Origin of the sequence: Marinobacterium sp. xm-d-579 (assembly GCF_013282935.1) — a bacterium.
In the GTDB taxonomy this organism is placed as follows: domain Bacteria; phylum Pseudomonadota; class Gammaproteobacteria; order Pseudomonadales; family Balneatricaceae; genus Marinobacterium_E.
The window spans coordinates 205,414-222,818 of sequence record NZ_WBYP01000004.1 but is presented as its reverse complement, the minus strand read 5'-3'; the positions used below and the strand labels follow the sequence as shown (position 1 = coordinate 222,818).

The window sequence follows — 17,405 nt, the reverse complement described above, 5'->3', positions numbered from 1 at the left end:
GCTAAAAGGAGATTATAACTATGAACGAATCGCTATACATCTTTCTGTTAACCGGCGTCTTCTCAATGTCGGCTGCGCTGAGTGTAGGTGCCATCAACAAAATGCCAGAATCTGATCGTCCTGCATGGTTTGCGGTGAAGCAGAATATGGTCATGATGGTGGTGCTCGGTAATCTTGCTGCGCTAACGCTGGTGGGTTCTCTGGCCTATGGATTTCAGACCTTGCACTGGTCGATTCCATTGAGCTCAATGTTCATCACCTTCCCGATCGTGCATCAGTTATTGGTGGTCAAATTGATCGGTGCTACCAAGGCACTATTCTTAACAGTTCCTGCTACCTTGGCCTCTATTGCGGTGCTCTATATCTACTGGCCCTAATCGTTAATTTGTCCTACCTAAAAACGCAGCCTCGGCTGCGTTTTTTGTTTTTAGTTCTTAAGACGCAAAAATGTTGCGATGTTATGTGTAAATCTAATGTAAACCTAAGAGAGTGTTTTTTGCCGGTTATCAATAATATATTTTGATTTTGTGCTTACAATCTAATTTTAATGCAAATATTTTGCATAAATTAAAAATTATTGGCGTTTTATTTGTGTGTTAGTATTGTTGTTTCATATCTATAATTTGCATTAGTTTCGTTAATTTTTTGTAAATATAATTAAGTTACTGTCTATTTATCAATAATGACGCAAAATTTGTGCGTAAATTAGAAAATATTGTTATTTATATGATTTATATGGGTTGCATTGGTAGCTTTTGCAAAAATTTCTCATTAAATTAAAGATAAACGCAAATATTTTGCGTTAAGTGTTGGAATGCTTGGTTGGGTTGTGTATATTTTGAGCAATGGACGATTTAATCGTCATCACTGGCTTTAGGATTTGTAATCTGTGGATGCAAAAGATTGGGAGATAATTCGTGCGCTCCAGCAAGATGGACGTCGCACCACGAATGAGATCGCGGATAGCGTTCGTCTCTCAGGCTCGGCCGTGTCTCGCCGTATCGCACGTCTAGAAAAAGACGGCATCATTTCTGGTTACACCGCACTCGTAGATCCCGATAAGGTTGGTTATACCGCCACCGTCATGGTTGAAATTACGCTCGATAGCCAGTCTGATGCGGCTCAATCAGAGTTTGAGCGTGCGGTTGCTAAGGTCCCGAGTGTCAGATCCTGTTACCTAATGAGCGGCGATGCGGATTATCTATTAAAGGTAGCAGCAAGAGATTTGCGTGACTTTGAACGGTTGCGCCGAAAGGTTTTGAGTGATTTACCGCATGTTTCACGTATGCAGACGTCGTTTGCTTTACGCGAAATCGTCAATCACTTGGAGTACGCGCCGGAGAGCGCATAACAATGGTTAAACGTAATGAAAATTGGGTGTGAATCGTGGATTCAAAAATGATTGTAGCTCTTGATATCGGTACCTCTAAGGTTGTCTGTATGGTGGCCGAGATCGGTACGGACGGTGATATTGAGGTCGTGGGCGTCGGCTCTCACCCATCACGCGGTTTAAAACGCGGTGTGGTCGTTAACATCGAATCTACTGTGCAGTCGATCCAGCGAGCGGTTGAAGCGGCTGAGTTGATGGCGGGAGTCAAAATTCACTCAGTCAGTGTGGGCGTCTCTGGTAGCCATATTGCGAGTCAAAACTCACACGGTATTGTTGCTCTGCAGAGTAAAGAGGTGACTCAATCAGACGTAGAGCGTGTCATTGAGGCTGCTCAAGCGGTCGCGATTCCGGCGGATCAGCGCATTCTGCACATCCTTCCGCAAGAGTATTTGATTGATAACCAAGAGGGCATCAAAGAGCCGCTTGGCATGTCCGGTGTGCGTTTGGAAGCTAAGGTTCATCTGATTACCGGTGCGACTAACGCCATTCAGAATATTGAGAAGTGTGTTCGCCGCTGTGGTCTTGAGATCGATGCCGTAGTTCTTGAGCAGTTGGCATCGGGTTACGCGGTGTTGACTGATGATGAGAAGGATCTGGGTGTCTGCATGGTTGATATCGGCGGTGGTACCACCGATATCGCGATCTTTACTCAAGGTTCAATTCGTCACACAGCTGTGATTCCTGTTGCGGGCGATCAAGTCAGCAATGATATTGCCATGGCATTGCGCACCCCAATGCAGCATGCCGATCAGATCAAAATGAAGTACGCCTGTGCATTGGCGCAGTTAGCGCGTGCTGATGAGACGATCAAAGTTCCAAGCGTCGGTGATCGTCCTGCGCGAGATCTATCACGCCAAGCTCTGGCTGAAGTGGTGGAGCCGCGTTATGAAGAGCTGTTTACCCTAGTTCAGCAAGAGCTTCGCCGCAGTGGGTTTGAAGATCTAGCGGCAGCCGGCATCGTCCTGACCGGCGGTACTTCGAAGATGGAAGGCGCGGTTGAGCTCGCTGAAGAGATATTCCACATGCCTGTTCGTTTGGCTAAGCCAACGGGTGTAGGCGGTGTTGATGATCTGTTGAGTAACCCTATCTACGCAACGGCGATTGGTCTGTTGCTCTACTCGGCGGATAACGACCTTGATCAGCATGTGGATGCCGAAACAATGACCGATTTTGGTTTGATGCCGGACGATATTGCTGAGCATCAGCCCGAGAAAAAACGAGTTAAAAAAGAGCCATCAGAAGGGTGGGTCTCTAAAACAAAATCTTGGTTAAAAGGTAACTTTTAATCAGAGCTTAGTGGGCAGTAACCGGCAAAGATCGGGCCTGCCTTACATAAAACCTGGAGGAAGATATGTTTGAGTTAGTAGAAGATACAAACGAGAACGCAGTAATCAAAGTTGTCGGTGTCGGTGGTGGTGGCGGTAACGCAGTCAACCACATGGTCGCGTCGGATGTAGAGGGTGTAGATTTCATCTGTGCCAATACCGATGCTCAGGCACTTGGAAAAATGGCCGCTAGTACAGCCCTTCATATCGGTGGTGATATGACGAAAGGCTTGGGTGCTGGCGCTAACCCAGATGTTGGTCGTCAAGCAGCAGTCTCTGACCGTGAACAGATTGCCGACTCTTTGCGTGGTGCCGACATGGTCTTCATCACTGCAGGCATGGGTGGTGGTACCGGTACGGGTGCTGCACCGATCGTTGCCGAAGTGGCTAAAGAGATGGGAATTCTTACGGTGGCGGTCGTCACTAAACCCTTCCCATTTGAAGGCAAAAAACGCATGAAGATCGCGGAAGAGGGTATTCGTGAGCTGCAGGAGCAGGTCGACTCTCTGATTATTATTCCTAACGAGAAACTGCTTCCTGTCCTAGGTAAAAACACCAGCTTGATCAAAGCCTTTGGTGAAGCCAACGATGTACTTAAGGGCGCCGTTCAAGGCATTGCTGACCTCATTATCCGTCCGGGTATGATCAACGTCGACTTTGCAGACGTTCGTACGGTGATGTCTGAAATGGGCATGGCCATGATGGGTACTGGTCATTCACGTGGTGATGAGCGTGCAGCAGAAGCGACGGAAGCGGCGATTAAGAGTCCACTGCTTGAAGATGTTGATCTGAAAGGCGCAAGTGGCATTTTGGTGAACATCACAGCGGGTATGGACCTTAGCCTGGGTGAGTTCGCTGAAGTGGGTGAAATTGTTGAAGAGTACGCGTCAGACAATGCGACCATTGTGGTCGGTACCGTTATCGATCCAGATATGAGTGAAGAGCTCAAAGTCACGGTAGTAGCGACTGGTTTAGCTCAGGCTCAACAGGCGGGTGCCCGTGTTGTAAACAGTGATGTGACAACCGGTGGTCCAACTCAAGTAGAGGTGAAAACGGCGCCACCTACGGCCTCTGATTTCAGCCAGCTTGAGTTGCCAACAGTAATCCGTAATCGTCAGGCTCAACAAGCCGAGCAGGCGGTTGAGATGGAAGAGCCAGTACAACAGAAAACCGGTACTGATGATATGGAGTTCTTGGATATCCCAGCCTTCCTGCGTCGTCAGGCCGATTAATTAAGTTTTAAACCGTCCAGGTTTCCCGCTCCCCATTATTGGGTGAGCGGGTCTTTTACTGCGACGAGCAGAAACTCGTGATTCCCATCACCCCCTTTAATAGGGCTGTCGATGTAGGTCACTACTCTCATCTCTAACTCGGACATCAGCGTTTTAAAACGCTCCTCCAGCTCTTTATAGAGATCCGTCGATTTGACGATTCCCCCCTTGCCTATGTGCTCCTTTCCTAACTCAAACTGAGGTTTCACCAGTGTGACTAGGTAGCTCCCTCTGTCCAGTAGTTGGCAAAGTCCCGGCAAAATAAGGGTTTGCGAAATGAATGAGACATCCATAACGGCTAGATCAAACTGTCCAGTGGGGCTGTGTGCTTTTAGCTCAGGCTTGAGTTCACGCGCGTTATAGCCTTCAAGGCAGGTCACCTTTGGGTTGGATCTCAGCTTCTGTGCCAGCTGGTCATGTCCCACTTCAATACCTAGTACAGAGGCGGCACCCTGTTGAACGAGGTAATCGGTAAAGCCACCGGTTGATTGTCCAACATCGATGGCATGAACATCGTTAAGATCAATTTGGCAGATCTCAACGGCGCCTTTCAGTTTCAGTGCACCACGCGAAACGTACTGGTCGACTTCAGACAGAGTCACCTGAAACTCAGTCGACTCGGGAAGCTTGATGCCGGGTTTGCTTAAGATGCGCCAGGCTTTATCAAGGTAGCTAACGCGCCCCTCTTTAATGGTACGTTGTGCTTGCGTGCGACTATCACACAGACCTTTATCCAGCAGTAGTTGATCAGCGCGTTTCATCTTGGCTCCCAAATTAGTTGGCTAATAGTAAACAAAGTTCTACTACTTGTCAGAACCAGGATCTCTGCGATAATGGCCTGAGTTTAATATTCTTGATCAGGAGCGCTTCATGTCTAATCGCAGCACCATCTCTACACCCAATGCACCGGCTGCCATTGGTACCTATTCACAAGCTGTCAAAGTGGGTAACACGGTCTACATCTCAGGTCAGATTCCTTTGATTCCAGAATCGATGGAGCTGGTGACTGAAAGCTTCGAAGCGCAGGCCGTTCAGGTGTTTGAAAATTTAAAAGCGATTGCTGAAGCGGCAGGTGGCTCGCTCAACGAAGCAGTGAAATTGACTATTCTTTTGAGTGATATGTCGCACTTTGCCAAGGTCAATGAGGTGATGGCGCGTTACTTCGACGAGCCCTATCCAGCGCGTGCTGCGTTTGCTGTGAAAGAGTTGCCTAAGTCAGTCGATATCGAGATCGATGCCATCATGGTGACAGCCGACTAATCATGCCTCGTCCTCTTGTTGCTGAGATCGATTTAGCTGCCCTCAAACATAATTTGGCACTGGCCAAGCAGCAAAATCTGCAGGCCAAAACTCTGGCCGTGGTTAAAGCGAATGCTTATGGTCATGGCGCTGTTAAGGTGGCGCTAGCCTTAGAGTCTGATGCCGATGCCTTTGGTGTTGCCTCTATCGAGGAAGCGCTAGAGCTGCGTGAGGGTGGCCTTAAAGCGCCTGTTCTGCTGCTTGAAGGTTGCTTTTCAGAGGAGGAGTTAGCCTCTTGTGAGCGTCAAAACTTTTGGGTGGTCTGTCACAGTGACTATCAAATTGAGTGGCTAATTCGCTATCTGTCGACGACCGATTGGCGACCACAGATCTGGTTAAAAGTGGACTCTGGTATGCATCGCCTCGGTTTTGATGCAGATGCCGTAGCGGGTGTAATGGAGCAGTTCTCCTCTATAGAGGGACTGCCTATACCGGTTATGATGAGTCACTTTGCCTGCGCCGATCAGCCTGCCCATCCTCGTAATGAGGTTGCACAGTCGCGGTTTAATCCAGTCAAAACTAACCTCAGTAGTTTTGCTAACTCTGCCGGAATTTTTACCCAAGCAACGCCTGCTGATAGTTGGCAGAGGCTAGGCATTGGGCTTTATGGTGGAACGCCGAGTGAGCTGGGTTTGCAAGGTTTGCAGCCTGCTATGACGCTGAAAACAGCCATTATTGCGTTGCGCGATATTTCACCGGGTGAGTCGGTGGGTTACGGTGCAACCTATACCGCGGAATCACCTCGTAAAATTGCGACAATCGCCATTGGGTATGCCGATGGCTATCCGCGCCAAGCGAAGCAAGGTACACCTGTGTTGGTTAATGGTGTTGAAGCACCGATCGTCGGTCGTGTCTCAATGGATATGATTACCGTTGATGTGACCGATTTGCCGTCAGTGTCGGTAGGTGATGAGGTGATCATGTTCAATGAACAGTTACTTGCGGATAGGGTCGCTAAATGCTGCGATACCATCGACTACACGCTGTTTGCGGGGCTAACAGCGCGTGTTCCTAGGCGGTATTCTGAGTGAGTCTCTGGAAAACGCTGTCAGAGCGGGTGACAGGCTGAAGGCCAGTCACCATGACTCCGTAATACGTTACGTGCACCGGTGACTGGCTTTAGCCTGTCATCCGCCTTCTATTTACGCTCCAACCTACCACATCAAATCATCAGGAATCGCGTAATCCGCATAAGGATCATCCTCATCACTCACCTGTTGATCGCTAGACAGAGGAATGATTCGTTCAGGACGACGCTGTTCTATTCGTTCTGCCACAACGGCCGGTACTAAAGCATAACCTTCACCGAGTTTAGCGACCCGTATCTGGGCGCGAGTAAGCGGCTGAAACATCGATTCATCGATGTAGATGTGCTTGATGGTCTTGCCATCAGCGAACTGGTAACGAGTCTCTGCGCGCTCAGATATCGTAATTTGATGATGTTCAATCAGCTGCTTCACTTGAGCGTCGATTGCTCTCTCTGCCTGTTCCGCATCACGTGCCTCATTCAAGGCGCGATCTTGTGCCGCTTTCTGCTCGCGTTTGGCTTGGATATCCGCTTGCTGTTTGGCTTTTTCTGCAGCGACCTCATCAGGAGACTGCTTTTTCTTTTTGCGCTTCTCAATCGTCGCCTTTTTTGCCTGTTGTTTGTTAGCAAGGCCCGCTTTTAACAATTGGTCCTGAAGTGATCCCGCCATGACACCTGTTTCCATAAGTTCTAGAATGCGCGGAGTTTAACATAGCTTTTTCATTGAGGTATTTGTGAATTTAGTTGAGTGGTTAACCCTATTAGCGGTCTGTACTTTGGGGGCAGTTTCACCCGGTCCCAGCCTTTTGGTTGTTGTAAACCAGGCGTTAAATGGATCCCGTGTTCATGGTCTATTAACTGCAATCTCGCACGGTTTAATGGTCGGTGGTTGGGCTCTATTGACGGTCGTAGGGTTAAGTCAGCTGCTGGCTCGTTTGCCTTGGATAGAGGTGGGTTTAACCGTCATCGCCGCCCTTTATCTACTGAACATGGCTCGCGGCGCTTGGCAGGGTGGATCGATGAAGATTGCGCCTGAAGAGCGCTCGCGAACCAGTTATTGGCAGGCGATTCGTGATGGGGCCGTTATTGCGACCTTCAATCCTAAGTTGATGCTCTTTTTTATTGCGATTTTTGCCCCTTTTGTCGGCTCTGAATCAACCTTTGAAACGCAGACGCTGCTGGTCGTAACGCCCTGGGTTACTGATACCCTCTGGTACATCATCGTTTCGCTACTGCTAAGTACACGCAAAAGCTTGGCGCTACTGGAAAAGCACGAGCAGCGAATCAATCGAGGCATGGCGGTGGCATTGACGCTTCTGGCGGGTGTGATGCTGTCAGGTCTGCTTTAACTTCATTTGCAATAGCCTAGCGGGGTGCTTATACTTCGCGCTCCTCATTCGAGGTGTTTTTGTGGTGGCTCCATTGGTCCTCCCGCAATGATAAACCGTGAACCTGGTCAGGCCCGGAAGGGAGCAGCCACAGCGGTCGACTCATGTGCCGGGATGTGGCTGGTGGGGCCATCTCCATTTCTGGTAAAAATTCCCGCTGTTTGACTCTCCCTCACCAACGATAAATGTTAGTATCGGGTTAAAATTTTCCGACCACTGAGGATAGGATGAGTTATCAGGTTTTAGCCCGTAAATGGCGTCCCCGTCGTTTCGTTGAAACGGTAGGGCAGGAGCACGTTCTAAAAGCGCTTGTGAATGCGCTCGACGAGAACCGGTTGCACCACGCCTATCTGTTTACCGGCACGCGAGGTGTGGGTAAAACCTCCATTGCACGTCTGTTTGCTAAAGCGCTGAACTGCCAAGAGGGCGTCAGCTCGGAGCCATGTGGTCGTTGTAGCTCCTGTATCGAAATTGCTGAAGGTCGATTTGTTGATCTTATCGAGGTCGATGCGGCTTCACGTACCAAAGTGGAAGATACCCGTGAGCTGTTAGAGAACGTGCAATACGCACCAACTCAAGGTCGCTACAAAGTCTACCTAATAGACGAGGTACACATGTTGTCGACCTCGTCATTCAATGCCTTGTTGAAGACGTTGGAAGAGCCACCACCGCACGTTAAATTCCTACTGGCGACAACCGATCCACAGAAACTGCCAGTGACCATTTTGAGTCGTTGTCTTCAGTTCAACCTGAAGAACATGGCGCCAGAGAAGATCGTCTCTCACCTTCAGTTTGTACTGGGCGAAGAGTCCATCCCCTTTGATGACGCTTCACTCTGGCTGATTGCGCGTTCTGCGGATGGGTCTATGCGTGATGCGCTGTCGTTGACCGATCAGGCCATTGCGTTTGGCTCTGGTGCGCTGCGTGAAGGTGATGTGCGTGCTATGTTGGGTACCATTGATCATCGCTTGGTGTTTGATCTACTGGATGCGATTGTGGCCGGTGACGGTAAAGCAACGATCGATCGAGTAGCAGCCATGGCTGAGTTTTCGCCCGATTTTGCTGGTGTATTAGCTGAGATGATCTCGATTCTGCATCGAGTAGCCTTGGCTCAAGTGGTGCCTGCTGCGATCGATAATAGCTTAGGGGATCAGGCTCAGATTCAAGCGCTTGCTGGCAAGGTGCGTGCAGAAGAGATACAGCTCTACTACCAAATCGCATTAACAGGCCGTCGTGATCTGCCGATGTCACCGAACCCTCGTGAAGCATTAGAGATGTGCTTGTTACGTATGTTGGCCTTCCGTCCTGTCGATCAGCGTCCTATCGATGCGCCACCCGTTAAGCCGTCTGAGATCTCTAGGCCTGTTGAAAATGAGCCTGCTGTCAGTGAGCCGGAACCACAGCCAGCGATCGAAACGCCAGTTGTTGAAAAGCCGCTAGAGACTCAAGCGACGCTAGCGCAGCCAGAGTCTGCTCCAGTGAATGATCCCCCGCCATGGGAGGATATTCCCGCTGAGGCCTATGCAGATCAGGAGCCAACGGCAAAAAAGTTTGAAGCGGACTCGATGGAGGCCGTATCGGCTCCGTTGGAGTCCGCTAGGGTTGAGCCATCTGAACCATTTAAGCCAGCTGAGCCCATGGATAAACTCATGGATGAGCCGGCTATTGACCCTGTTGAATCTAACGACAGTGCGATTGATCTGTTTGGCGAAGAGACGCCACTAGCCACTTACGATAAGCCGGATGAGCAACCAGTAGTTGAAGAGGTTAAGCCAGTAGAGGCAGTTGAGCCGGTTGAGCAGAAAGAACAGGCTAAAAAAACGCTAGAAAAATCAATTACGCTCTCCAATTTTGCGCTTGAAGATTGGGTGCATTTGATTGCCCAACTGGATCTAACCGGTATGACCGAGAGCTTGGCTAAGGCGATGTCCCTTGAGACACTTCAGGGGAACCGTATGGTGTTGCACTATACGGCTGAGCAGGAAGCGCTCTTCAATGATCAGCACAAACAACGTATTGCTGATGCGATTACCGCCTTTTTCCAAGAGCCGATGTCGGTTGATTTTCAGCTGGCTGAACAGACTCGTGAAACGCCGGTGAACTACCGTATTCGCCGTGCTGAAGAGCGACGCATAGCGGCGGTAAGGCATTTGAAACAAGATCCCAATGTGGAACGATTAATTGAGATGTTCGATGGACAGTTAGATGAACTCTCCGTTGAGCCTTTAGAGATAGAGTGAGGTCATAGTTATGATGAAAGGTGGAATGGGCAACCTAATGAAGCAGGCCCAAAAGATGCAAGAGGACATGCAGAAAGCGCAAGAGGAGATCGCTCGCGCTGAAGTGACGGGTGAAGCGGGTGCAGGTCTTGTCAGCATCGTTATGAACGGTCGTCACGACGTAAAACGTGTCAGCATCGATGACTCTTTGATGGAAGAGGATAAAGAGATTCTAGAAGATCTTATCGCTGCAGCGGTTAATGATGCGGTGCGTAAGGTTGAAACCACCAGCCAAGAGCAGATGTCGAAAATCACCCAAGGTATGGGTATGCCACCTGGCTTTAAGATGCCGTTTTAATTATGTCGTTAACCCCTAAGCTAGAATCGCTAATCAGCGCACTGCGTCGCCTACCGGGAGTGGGCCCTAAGACGGCTCAGCGTATGGCGTTGCACCTGTTAGAGCGTGATCGCGATGCTGCCATCCAGATCAGTGGTGCGCTAGCTGATGCTGCTCAGAATATTGGTGAGTGTGAACAATGCCACTCGCTCTCTGAGCAGGCCGTCTGCGATATCTGCAGTAATGCAGCGCGTGATCGTAAAACCTTGTGTGTTTTGGAATCACCGATTGATCTGATGGCGATCGAGCAGACGGGGGGCTACGCAGGCCTCTATTTTGTATTGGGCGGGCACCTGTCGCCGATCGATGGAGTAGGGCCGGAAGATTTGAAAATCGATCAGCTTTTGGATCGAGTCTACCAGGGCGAGATTAACGAACTGGTGTTGGCCACCAATCCAACGGTAGAGGGTGAAGCGACCGCTCACTACATTGCCGAACAGCTTCGCGATGTTGATGTCAGTATCAGTCGTATTGCTCACGGGGTGCCTGTAGGTGGCGAGCTTGAGTACGTAGATGGCGGTACTCTGGCGCATGCGCTGGCCGGTCGCCGCCAGATGGAGCGATAAGTTGATAGATTTTAGCGGTTACGACTTTGCCAAGCTGAGACAAGCGGCCAAAAACCCAATCTGGATCGATACCGAAGAGCAGTTGGCTCACTACTGTCAGCAGTGGTTAGAGGTGCCGTTGATTACCTTGGATACTGAGTTCATTCGTACCTCCACCTTCTACGCAAAGCCAGGCCTGATTCAAGTCGCTGATCAGCACAGTGTTTATCTGATTGATCCACTGCCTATAAAACGCTGGCGCCCATTCAGAGAGCTGCTAGAAGCGCCTCAGGTCTTAAAGGTTCTGCACGCTTGTGGAGAAGATGTTGAGTTGTTTAAACATCGCTATAAAGCGGCACCCTCACCGATGTTTGATACCCAAGTCGCGGCCGCTTTTTGTGGTTGGGGTTTCAGTATGGGACTTCAGCGTCTTGTTAAACATGCGCTGGATATCGATCTGGATAAGGGTGAAACCAAGTCCGACTGGCTACAACGCCCGCTAACTGATAATCAGACACTCTATGCGGCACTGGATGTCTGCTACCTAGCCGAAATCGTTCAGATGCAGTTTAAAGAGCTTGAGAAGTTGGGGCGCACCGAGTGGGTCAAAGAGGAGTGCGAAGAGCTAGTTGCCAGTGTCATTGCTAACGAAGCGAATATTGATGACTACTATCGACGTTTCTCACAGCTCTGGAATATTCCGACGCGTAAGTTAGCGGCTCTGCGAGACCTGACCATTTGGCGTGAACGCACCAGCCGTTTGAGGGATAAAGCCCGCAATCGCATCTTGTCTAACCATCAGATTATCGATGTGATTCAGCAGTGGCCCAATAAGCGCGACGATTTGAGAAAAATTGAAGGGTTGCGTTCAGGCAACGTCTGGGATTTTGGTAACGATATTATTCGCTGCCTGAAAAATGCCGATAAGTCAGCCCAAGATAACCCGCCAGAGCCGATTGAGCAGCCGCTGAAGTTCAAGTTTCATGCTCACCTTAAAGCCTTGCGTGCAGTTGGTGCCAAAGCGGCGGAGCAACACAATGTGGCGCCGGAGCTGATGCTGAGAAAACGAGATATTGAAGCGTTGATTCGCACAGGTGTTGAGACGGGTCATTATGAATTGCCAGATAGCCTATGTGGATGGCGTAAACCTTTGATTGGTCAGGCTCTGCTTGATCAGCTAGCAGAATTAAACGAGTCAAACTGATGTTAATTTGTTCTATTTATAAAAGCTCAAAAAAAGATGAGATGTATCTCTACGTTGATAAGCGTGAAGGCTTAGAGCGTGTTCCGGATGCCCTTATCGAGATCTTTGGTACTCCTGTTCACTCTATGGATATGCCATTAACTGCCGAACGTAAATTGGCGCGCGCCGATACCGCAAAAGTGCTTGAAAGCATCCGTGACCAAGGTTTTTACCTGCAGATGCCGCCTCCTAAAGAGGACTATATGCTCGATATCCACATGGATCGTCCAGAGACAGGCGTCCGCTAATGTCAGAGGTGTTTTGGCGCAGTAAATCACTGGAACAGATGACCCACGACGAGTGGGAGTCTCTCTGTGACGGCTGTGCCCTCTGTTGTCTGCACAAACTAGAGGATGAGGATACAGAAGAGGTCTACTACACCACCGTCGTCTGTCACCTTCTGAATACCGATAACTGCCAGTGCACGGATTATCCTAACCGATCCACTCGCCAGCCCAGTTGTGTCAAATTGCATCCAAAAGATGTCGAAGAGTTCCACTGGCTTCCGCAAAGTTGTGCCTACCGCCTGATCTATGAGGGGCATGAGCTTCCACAATGGCATCCGTTGGTCAGCGGTGATCAGCGCAGTGTCATCGAAGCTAACGCTTCTGTCTTGAGCTACTACGAAGTCAAAGATAACGAAATCACAGAAGATGAGTTCATCGATTACGTGATTGAGCCTGAATAATCTTCTTTTGCATGATCAATAAATCCTTAAATTTTGGTTTAAATGATTATGATTCTCATTTAGAATTGTTAGATAGGTTTAAGGATATTCATTGTGTCTCAAATTCAATGTGCCAATCTCTGGCAGATGAAACGGGGTATTCAAAGTGTTATTGAAGGGTTTACCCCCGCTTTGGATGCTGCTGTGAAAGCGCGTTTGGAGGAGCTGGGGTTCCATCAAGGCGCTCGCGTTTTATGTACTCAAGCACCTCGTTTGGGCGCTCCTAAATTGTATAAAGTGGGTAACGCAGTCTACTCACTTGAAAAGACAATCGCAGAGTGTGTGATTGCACATCCGGTCACGTCTGAATAATGAAACAACTACTACTGGTCGGAAGCCCCAACTCGGGAAAATCGATGCTGTTCAATCGTCTTACCGGTATGAATCAGCGTGTGGCAAACTTTCCTGGAATTACAGTCGATACCTCAACAGGGCCAGCGGTCGGTCGATCAGACTTATTAGTAGTCGATTTTCCTGGCGCTTACTCTTTAACCCCTCTTTCGGGCGAAGAGCAAGTTGCTGTAGATGCCTTCTATAAATTGTTGGACGTTCCTGTCGGTCACATAGAAGCCGTTGTCTGTGTTGTCGATGCGACCCGCATGGAAAAAGGTCTGGTATTTGCGTTGCAGGTTAGGGAGGCCTGTCGACGTGCTGGTCACCCCGTGATGATTGTGACCAATATGCATGATGTTCTAGAGCGTCATAATCAGAGCGTTGATGCTGAAGGGCTGTCGCAACGCTTGGATATGCCGGTCATTCCGATCTCTGCAAAGAGTGGTGTAGGCGTCGATCAAATCATTACTCGCTCAGGGCAGGGGATAGAGGTTCCAAAGAGCGAGCTAAAAGAGGATCTGATTGCGTTTGATGCTTCTGTGTTTCGAAATCTAGCGGAATCGTTGGCCAATGAATTTGGTCCCAAAGGGGACTACCTGCTTCTGGTTCATAACCGAGCAGATCAATTCTTCCTCAGTACCCTGACGGGTGGTCTGAGTTTTCTGTTGATCATGTTTTTACTCTTCCAGGCGATATTCAGTTGGGCCGCTCCTTTGATGGATGGCGTAGAGTCACTGATTGGACTCACGGCAGACTCTGTGTTGCCTCTGATACCAAGCGGTATGCTGCATGACTTTGTCAAAGATGCTCTGTTTGGCGGGCTGGGTGCTTTTTTGGTGTTTGTACCTCAGATTTTTATTCTGACGTTGATCGTCGGTTTTATGGAGGACTCAGGATACCTCGCTAGGGCCGCTGTCATCTGTCACAGACCGCTTCGCGCTTTTGGTCTAACCGGTAAAAGTTTTGTCCCAATGTTATCGGGTGTCGCCTGTGCTATCCCAGGCATCTATGCGGCACGAACCATAGAATCACCAAGACGTCGCTGGTTAACCTACTTTGCCATTCCGCTTATGCCTTGTTCGGCTCGACTACCTGTCTATGGGCTTCTTATTGTCGCGTTTATTCCCAATGAGTCACTTCTAGGTGGTGCAGTAGGGTTGCAAGGTCTGGCCATGTTGGCGATCTATCTATTCGGAATCTTCATGGCCCTGTTGGTCGTGTCGTTACTCTCAAGAGTAAAGGTAGGTAAGGGGAGTGATCTCCCTTTTGTACTCGAGATGCCTCCCTATCGTCTACCGGGTGCTAAAACCTTAGGCCAGTTGGCCTGGTCACGCAGTGGTGATTTTGTGAAACGTGCAGGCCCCGTGATCTTCTGGGTAAGTGTTGTGGTCTGGGTGTTAGGCTACTTCCCTAATCAGGGAGCTAATTTGGGTGAATCCTGGTTGGGGGCTATTGGTAAATTCATAGCGCCTATCTTTGAACCCATCGGCCTTGATTGGAAGTACGGTGTTGCCATTATCGCGTCGTTCCTAGCGCGTGAGGTCTTTGTCGGCACACTGGGTACTCTCTATGGTATTGAAGGTGCTGAGGAGGAGTTTACATCCTTGGCTCAACAGATTCAGGATTCGGGCATCTCTTTGGCTTCTGGAGTCGCTCTGTTTGTCTTTTTCGCCATTGCTGCGCAGTGTGTCTCAACACTAGCAACGTTGCGCAGGGAGAGCGGTAGCTGGTCGCTGCCGGCCGGTCTGTTTGTGGGGTATGGTGTTTTGGCTTACAGCTTGGCTTTTGTGGCTTTTACTCTGATAGTTGGCGATTAGAGACTGGATTGTTTCCTGGACAGTGAATGACTACATCATTTTGAATTAAAAGATTGGCGAACTGATCATCGGGGCAGTCATTCGTAAACAGTCTTGATATGTCCTTAATGTGCCCTAGTTTCACCATGGGTGTTCTGCCAAATTTGGAGTTATCGCTACAAAGGAGTACCTCTGAGGCATTTGCTATAATGGCTTGTGACACTCTGACCTCCCTGAGGTCGTAATCAAGCAGGGTGCCATCTGGTTGAATACCGCTGATGCCTATGATTGCGTACTCCATCTGAAAGGTGTTTATGAGGTCTGTCGCTGGAGAGCCGACAATGCCACCATCACTGTTTCGAACTTCGCCACCTGCAACAATGACTGTGAAGTCACTCTTAGAGGATAAGGTAACAGCGACATTCAAGTTGTTGGTCACTACGGTCAGATTTTGTTTGCTCAACAGGGCTTCGGCGACTGCCTCTGTTGTGGTGCCGATATTGATAAATAGGGATGCGCCATCGGGGATATAATCAGCAACGAGTTTTGCAATAGTTTGTTTAGCGTCCGAATTAACACTTTTACGAGTTTTATAAGAGCTGTTTGTTGTGCTGTTTTCAACCGCACCAACACCACCATGATAACGTTTTACGCGCCCCTCCGTTTCCAATTGAGTGACATCACGTCTTATAGTTTGGGGCGTCACTTCAAGTGATGAAGTGAGTTCATCTATAGTCACAAAACCACTTTCAGCGATCTTATCGAGTATGAATTCAAACCTGCGATGTTGGCGCATCTAACATTCCGTAATTAACTTTTTTATTATCATAGTCATATATCAGACTTATAGCTATTGGGCTTTTTTACACTCCATCTGCTGCAAGGTAAGCATTAAGTTTGGCTTTGTTCTCTGTATCGATTCTTAAGCCAAGCTTCGTTCTTCGCCAAAGGATATCTTCAACAGTTTTTGCCCATTCATTATCCTGTAACCAGTTAACCTCTAATTCATAAAGGTTATAGCCAAAATGCTGCCCCAGCTCTTCAATATTTGTTGTCTTACCAAGTATATTGAAAGTGTCTGTTCCATAGGTTCTTAGCATTCGTTTTGCCCAACGGTTGTCTAGGAATGGGTATTTCATCTGAATCTTACTAAGCAGATTGTCACTATCTGTTAGTTCATAGTCTCCACCAGGAAGAGGGATACCCGCTGTCCATGCTCTACCCATTTGGGGATGAAATTTTTCAATCTCTCTCAAAGCGGACTCGGCAAGTTTTCGATAAGTGGTAATCTTTCCACCAAACACATTGAGTGCTGCTGCTCGTCCGTTGACAGAATCTACCTTTAGAACATAGTCCCTAGTTGCCTCAGTGGCTGAGGAGGCATTGTCATCGTAAAGGGGACGAACGCCAGAGTAGGTCCAGACAACATCAGAATCTTTTAGTGGTTTCTCAAAGTACTCAGAGGCAGCTTTCAAAAGATATTCTTGTTCTTCTGGAGTACAGTAAGCTTTTTCGGCTGGACCTTCGTGATCCACATCAGTTGTGCCAATTAAAGTGAAGTCATCTTCATAGGGGATAGCAAAAATGATCCGGTTATCACTCTGTTGGAAGATATAGGCGCGATCGTGATCATAAAGTTTCTTCACAACGATATGACTTCCGCGAACTAGCCTGACGCCATGTTTTGAGTTCAGGTGAAGACTGTTATTAAGGACATCTGCTACCCAAGGACCAGCGCAGTTGATAACCGTTTTCGCCTGAACTTTCATTTCTTCATTGGTGATTAAATCTCTGACGGTTACCCGCCATAAACCATCCACTCTTTCTGCGGACTCAACACGTGTCCTAGTGTGAATTTTGGCGCCACGATCCTCTGCGTCTCTTGCATTGAGGACTACTAGACGAGCGTCATCAACCCAGCAATCGGAATACTCAAACCCTTTCTTAAGTGACTTTTTAAGAGGGATACCTGTTTTGTCTTCTGCAAAATTAAGAGTTTTAGTGGCAGGTAAAATTTTTCTGCCCCCTAGATGATCATAGATAAACAGTCCTACTCTTAATAGCCAACTTGGACGAAGCCCTTTGTGGTGCGGTAAAACGAAGCGAAGTGGCCAGCTTATGTGCGGCATGGCTTTTAGTAAACGCTCTCTTTCGATAAGTGCCTCGCGAACCAGTCTGAACTCATAATATTCAAGGTAGCGTAATCCGCCATGAAACAACTTAGTTGAGCCTGAGGAGGTTGCTTGAGCAAGATCACCCATCTCGAAAAGAGAGACAGTTAATCCTCTACCAGCTGCATCACGTGCTATGCCACAACCGTTTATGCCACCACCTATAATAACCAGGTCTTTTACATCATTATGTTGTATTTCGTTCATTTGTGTTGTTTTCTTCGTTCGTTTATATTCGTATTAGGTGAAAGCTAACAAAAAGAAAATTTAAGTC

At 48.5% G+C, this 17,405-nt stretch carries 19 protein-coding genes and 1 other RNA gene; 16 read left to right on the top strand and 4 right to left on the bottom strand.

All coding sequences use genetic code 11. From position 1 onward, the window contains the following. Nucleotides 1-20 precede the first annotated feature (20 nt). The 4 genes from XMD579_RS10150 to ftsZ all read left to right on the top strand — a co-directional run bounded on the left by XMD579_RS10150 (nucleotide 21) and on the right by ftsZ (nucleotide 3,947). Entirely contained in the window at nucleotides 21-377 is a 357-nt protein-coding gene (locus tag XMD579_RS10150; RefSeq protein WP_173481370.1) for a hypothetical protein, read from the top strand. Nucleotides 378-889: 512 nt separating this feature from the next. After that, entirely contained in the window at nucleotides 890-1,351 is a 462-nt protein-coding gene (locus XMD579_RS11540) for an Lrp/AsnC family transcriptional regulator (protein ID WP_173481369.1), read from the top strand. 47 nt (nucleotides 1,352-1,398) lie between these two features. Continuing rightward, nucleotides 1,399-2,676, top strand: a complete 1,278-nt coding sequence (gene ftsA, locus XMD579_RS10140) for a cell division protein FtsA (RefSeq protein ID WP_173481368.1) — start codon at nucleotides 1,399-1,401, stop codon at nucleotides 2,674-2,676. 65 nt (nucleotides 2,677-2,741) lie between these two features. After that, on the top strand, nucleotides 2,742-3,947 hold the full coding sequence (gene ftsZ, locus XMD579_RS10135; RefSeq protein ID WP_173481367.1) for a cell division protein FtsZ: 1,206 nt from the start codon (nucleotides 2,742-2,744) through the stop codon (nucleotides 3,945-3,947). A 35-nt stretch (nucleotides 3,948-3,982) separates the two neighbouring features. Here ftsZ and XMD579_RS10130 read toward each other — a convergent pair whose 3' ends face one another. After that, nucleotides 3,983-4,747, bottom strand: coding sequence for a TlyA family RNA methyltransferase (locus XMD579_RS10130; RefSeq protein ID WP_173484613.1), 765 nt, complete (start codon nucleotides 4,745-4,747; stop codon nucleotides 3,983-3,985). A 109-nt stretch (nucleotides 4,748-4,856) separates the two neighbouring features. Here XMD579_RS10130 and XMD579_RS10125 point away from each other — a divergent pair, with 109 nt between their 5' ends. Both XMD579_RS10125 and alr read left to right on the top strand, forming a co-directional pair. Then, complete coding sequence (locus XMD579_RS10125) at nucleotides 4,857-5,246, top strand: RidA family protein (protein WP_173481365.1); 390 nt, start codon at nucleotides 4,857-4,859, stop codon at nucleotides 5,244-5,246. 2 nt (nucleotides 5,247-5,248) lie between these two features. Beyond that, complete coding sequence (gene alr, locus XMD579_RS10120; RefSeq protein WP_173498383.1) at nucleotides 5,249-6,316, top strand: alanine racemase; 1,068 nt, start codon at nucleotides 5,249-5,251, stop codon at nucleotides 6,314-6,316. A 123-nt stretch (nucleotides 6,317-6,439) separates the two neighbouring features. Here the strand turns inward: alr and XMD579_RS10115 are convergent, their stop codons facing one another. Beyond that, nucleotides 6,440-6,982, bottom strand: coding sequence for a DUF2058 domain-containing protein (locus XMD579_RS10115; protein ID WP_173481363.1), 543 nt, complete (start codon nucleotides 6,980-6,982; stop codon nucleotides 6,440-6,442). A gap of 64 nt (nucleotides 6,983-7,046) precedes the next feature. On the opposite strand from XMD579_RS10115, the gene XMD579_RS10110 reads away from it, so the two are divergent. The 10 genes from XMD579_RS10110 (at nucleotide 7,047) to XMD579_RS10065 (ending at nucleotide 14,981) form a co-directional block, all read left to right on the top strand. Further along, complete coding sequence (locus tag XMD579_RS10110; protein WP_173484615.1) at nucleotides 7,047-7,661, top strand: LysE family translocator; 615 nt, start codon at nucleotides 7,047-7,049, stop codon at nucleotides 7,659-7,661. Nucleotides 7,662-7,732: 71 nt separating this feature from the next. Further along, nucleotides 7,733-7,829, top strand: an RNA gene (gene ffs / locus XMD579_RS10105) — signal recognition particle sRNA small type. Nucleotides 7,830-7,927: 98 nt separating this feature from the next. Next, complete coding sequence (dnaX, locus tag XMD579_RS10100; protein WP_173481361.1) at nucleotides 7,928-9,940, top strand: DNA polymerase III subunit gamma/tau; 2,013 nt, start codon at nucleotides 7,928-7,930, stop codon at nucleotides 9,938-9,940. Nucleotides 9,941-9,950: 10 nt separating this feature from the next. Then, on the top strand, nucleotides 9,951-10,277 hold the full coding sequence (locus XMD579_RS10095; protein ID WP_173481360.1) for a YbaB/EbfC family nucleoid-associated protein: 327 nt from the start codon (nucleotides 9,951-9,953) through the stop codon (nucleotides 10,275-10,277). Nucleotides 10,278-10,279: 2 nt separating this feature from the next. Beyond that, the gene (recR, locus tag XMD579_RS10090) at nucleotides 10,280-10,882 is read left to right on the top strand and encodes a recombination mediator RecR (RefSeq protein WP_173481359.1); all 603 of its coding nucleotides are present in this window, start codon (nucleotides 10,280-10,282) and stop codon (nucleotides 10,880-10,882) included. After that, entirely contained in the window at nucleotides 10,830-12,065 is a 1,236-nt protein-coding gene (rnd, locus tag XMD579_RS10085; protein WP_254442830.1) for a ribonuclease D, read from the top strand. The genes recR and rnd overlap by 53 nt, the downstream gene beginning before the upstream one ends. Continuing rightward, nucleotides 12,065-12,352, top strand: coding sequence for a YcgL domain-containing protein (locus XMD579_RS10080; protein ID WP_173484617.1), 288 nt, complete (start codon nucleotides 12,065-12,067; stop codon nucleotides 12,350-12,352). Before rnd ends, XMD579_RS10080 begins: the two co-directional genes overlap by 1 nt. Then, nucleotides 12,352-12,792 carry a YcgN family cysteine cluster protein gene (locus tag XMD579_RS10075; protein WP_173483100.1) on the top strand — a complete coding sequence of 147 codons (441 nt, stop codon included), beginning with the start codon at nucleotides 12,352-12,354 and terminating at the stop codon, nucleotides 12,790-12,792. Before XMD579_RS10080 ends, XMD579_RS10075 begins: the two co-directional genes overlap by 1 nt. A 93-nt stretch (nucleotides 12,793-12,885) precedes the next feature. Beyond that, nucleotides 12,886-13,143, top strand: a complete 258-nt coding sequence (locus XMD579_RS10070) for a FeoA family protein (RefSeq protein ID WP_217362075.1) — start codon at nucleotides 12,886-12,888, stop codon at nucleotides 13,141-13,143. Continuing rightward, the gene (locus XMD579_RS10065) at nucleotides 13,143-14,981 is read left to right on the top strand and encodes a ferrous iron transporter B (protein ID WP_173506324.1); all 1,839 of its coding nucleotides are present in this window, start codon (nucleotides 13,143-13,145) and stop codon (nucleotides 14,979-14,981) included. Before XMD579_RS10070 ends, XMD579_RS10065 begins: the two co-directional genes overlap by 1 nt. On the opposite strand, the gene XMD579_RS10060 is transcribed toward XMD579_RS10065, so the two are convergent. Both XMD579_RS10060 and glpD read right to left on the bottom strand, forming a co-directional pair. Continuing rightward, on the bottom strand, nucleotides 14,959-15,756 hold the full coding sequence (locus XMD579_RS10060) for a DeoR/GlpR family DNA-binding transcription regulator (RefSeq protein WP_173484619.1): 798 nt from the start codon (nucleotides 15,754-15,756) through the stop codon (nucleotides 14,959-14,961). The genes XMD579_RS10065 and XMD579_RS10060 overlap by 23 nt on opposite strands. A gap of 67 nt (nucleotides 15,757-15,823) precedes the next feature. Continuing rightward, nucleotides 15,824-17,338 carry a glycerol-3-phosphate dehydrogenase gene (glpD, locus tag XMD579_RS10055; protein ID WP_173506323.1) on the bottom strand — a complete coding sequence of 505 codons (1,515 nt, stop codon included), beginning with the start codon at nucleotides 17,336-17,338 and terminating at the stop codon, nucleotides 15,824-15,826. Nucleotides 17,339-17,405 lie beyond the last annotated feature (67 nt).

Coding starts and splice junctions, on each gene's coding strand:
- XMD579_RS10115 (WP_173481363.1), bottom strand. CDS start 6,982: ATGGCGGGATCACTTCAGGACCAATTGTTAAAAGCGGGCCTTGCTAAC.
- recR (WP_173481359.1), top strand. CDS start 10,280: ATGTCGTTAACCCCTAAGCTAGAATCGCTAATCAGCGCACTGCGTCGC.
- XMD579_RS10060 (WP_173484619.1), bottom strand. CDS start 15,756: ATGCGCCAACATCGCAGGTTTGAATTCATACTCGATAAGATCGCTGAA.
- glpD (WP_173506323.1), bottom strand. CDS start 17,338: ATGAACGAAATACAACATAATGATGTAAAAGACCTGGTTATTATAGGT.
- ftsZ (WP_173481367.1), top strand. CDS start 2,742: ATGTTTGAGTTAGTAGAAGATACAAACGAGAACGCAGTAATCAAAGTT.
- XMD579_RS10150 (WP_173481370.1), top strand. CDS start 21: ATGAACGAATCGCTATACATCTTTCTGTTAACCGGCGTCTTCTCAATG.
- XMD579_RS10080 (WP_173484617.1), top strand. CDS start 12,065: ATGTTAATTTGTTCTATTTATAAAAGCTCAAAAAAAGATGAGATGTAT.
- XMD579_RS10075 (WP_173483100.1), top strand. CDS start 12,352: ATGTCAGAGGTGTTTTGGCGCAGTAAATCACTGGAACAGATGACCCAC.
- dnaX (WP_173481361.1), top strand. CDS start 7,928: ATGAGTTATCAGGTTTTAGCCCGTAAATGGCGTCCCCGTCGTTTCGTT.
- XMD579_RS10095 (WP_173481360.1), top strand. CDS start 9,951: ATGATGAAAGGTGGAATGGGCAACCTAATGAAGCAGGCCCAAAAGATG.
- XMD579_RS10125 (WP_173481365.1), top strand. CDS start 4,857: ATGTCTAATCGCAGCACCATCTCTACACCCAATGCACCGGCTGCCATT.
- alr (WP_173498383.1), top strand. CDS start 5,249: ATGCCTCGTCCTCTTGTTGCTGAGATCGATTTAGCTGCCCTCAAACAT.
- XMD579_RS10130 (WP_173484613.1), bottom strand. CDS start 4,747: ATGAAACGCGCTGATCAACTACTGCTGGATAAAGGTCTGTGTGATAGT.
- XMD579_RS10065 (WP_173506324.1), top strand. CDS start 13,143: ATGAAACAACTACTACTGGTCGGAAGCCCCAACTCGGGAAAATCGATG.
- rnd (WP_254442830.1), top strand. CDS start 10,830: ATGGCGGTACTCTGGCGCATGCGCTGGCCGGTCGCCGCCAGATGGAGC.
- ftsA (WP_173481368.1), top strand. CDS start 1,399: ATGATTGTAGCTCTTGATATCGGTACCTCTAAGGTTGTCTGTATGGTG.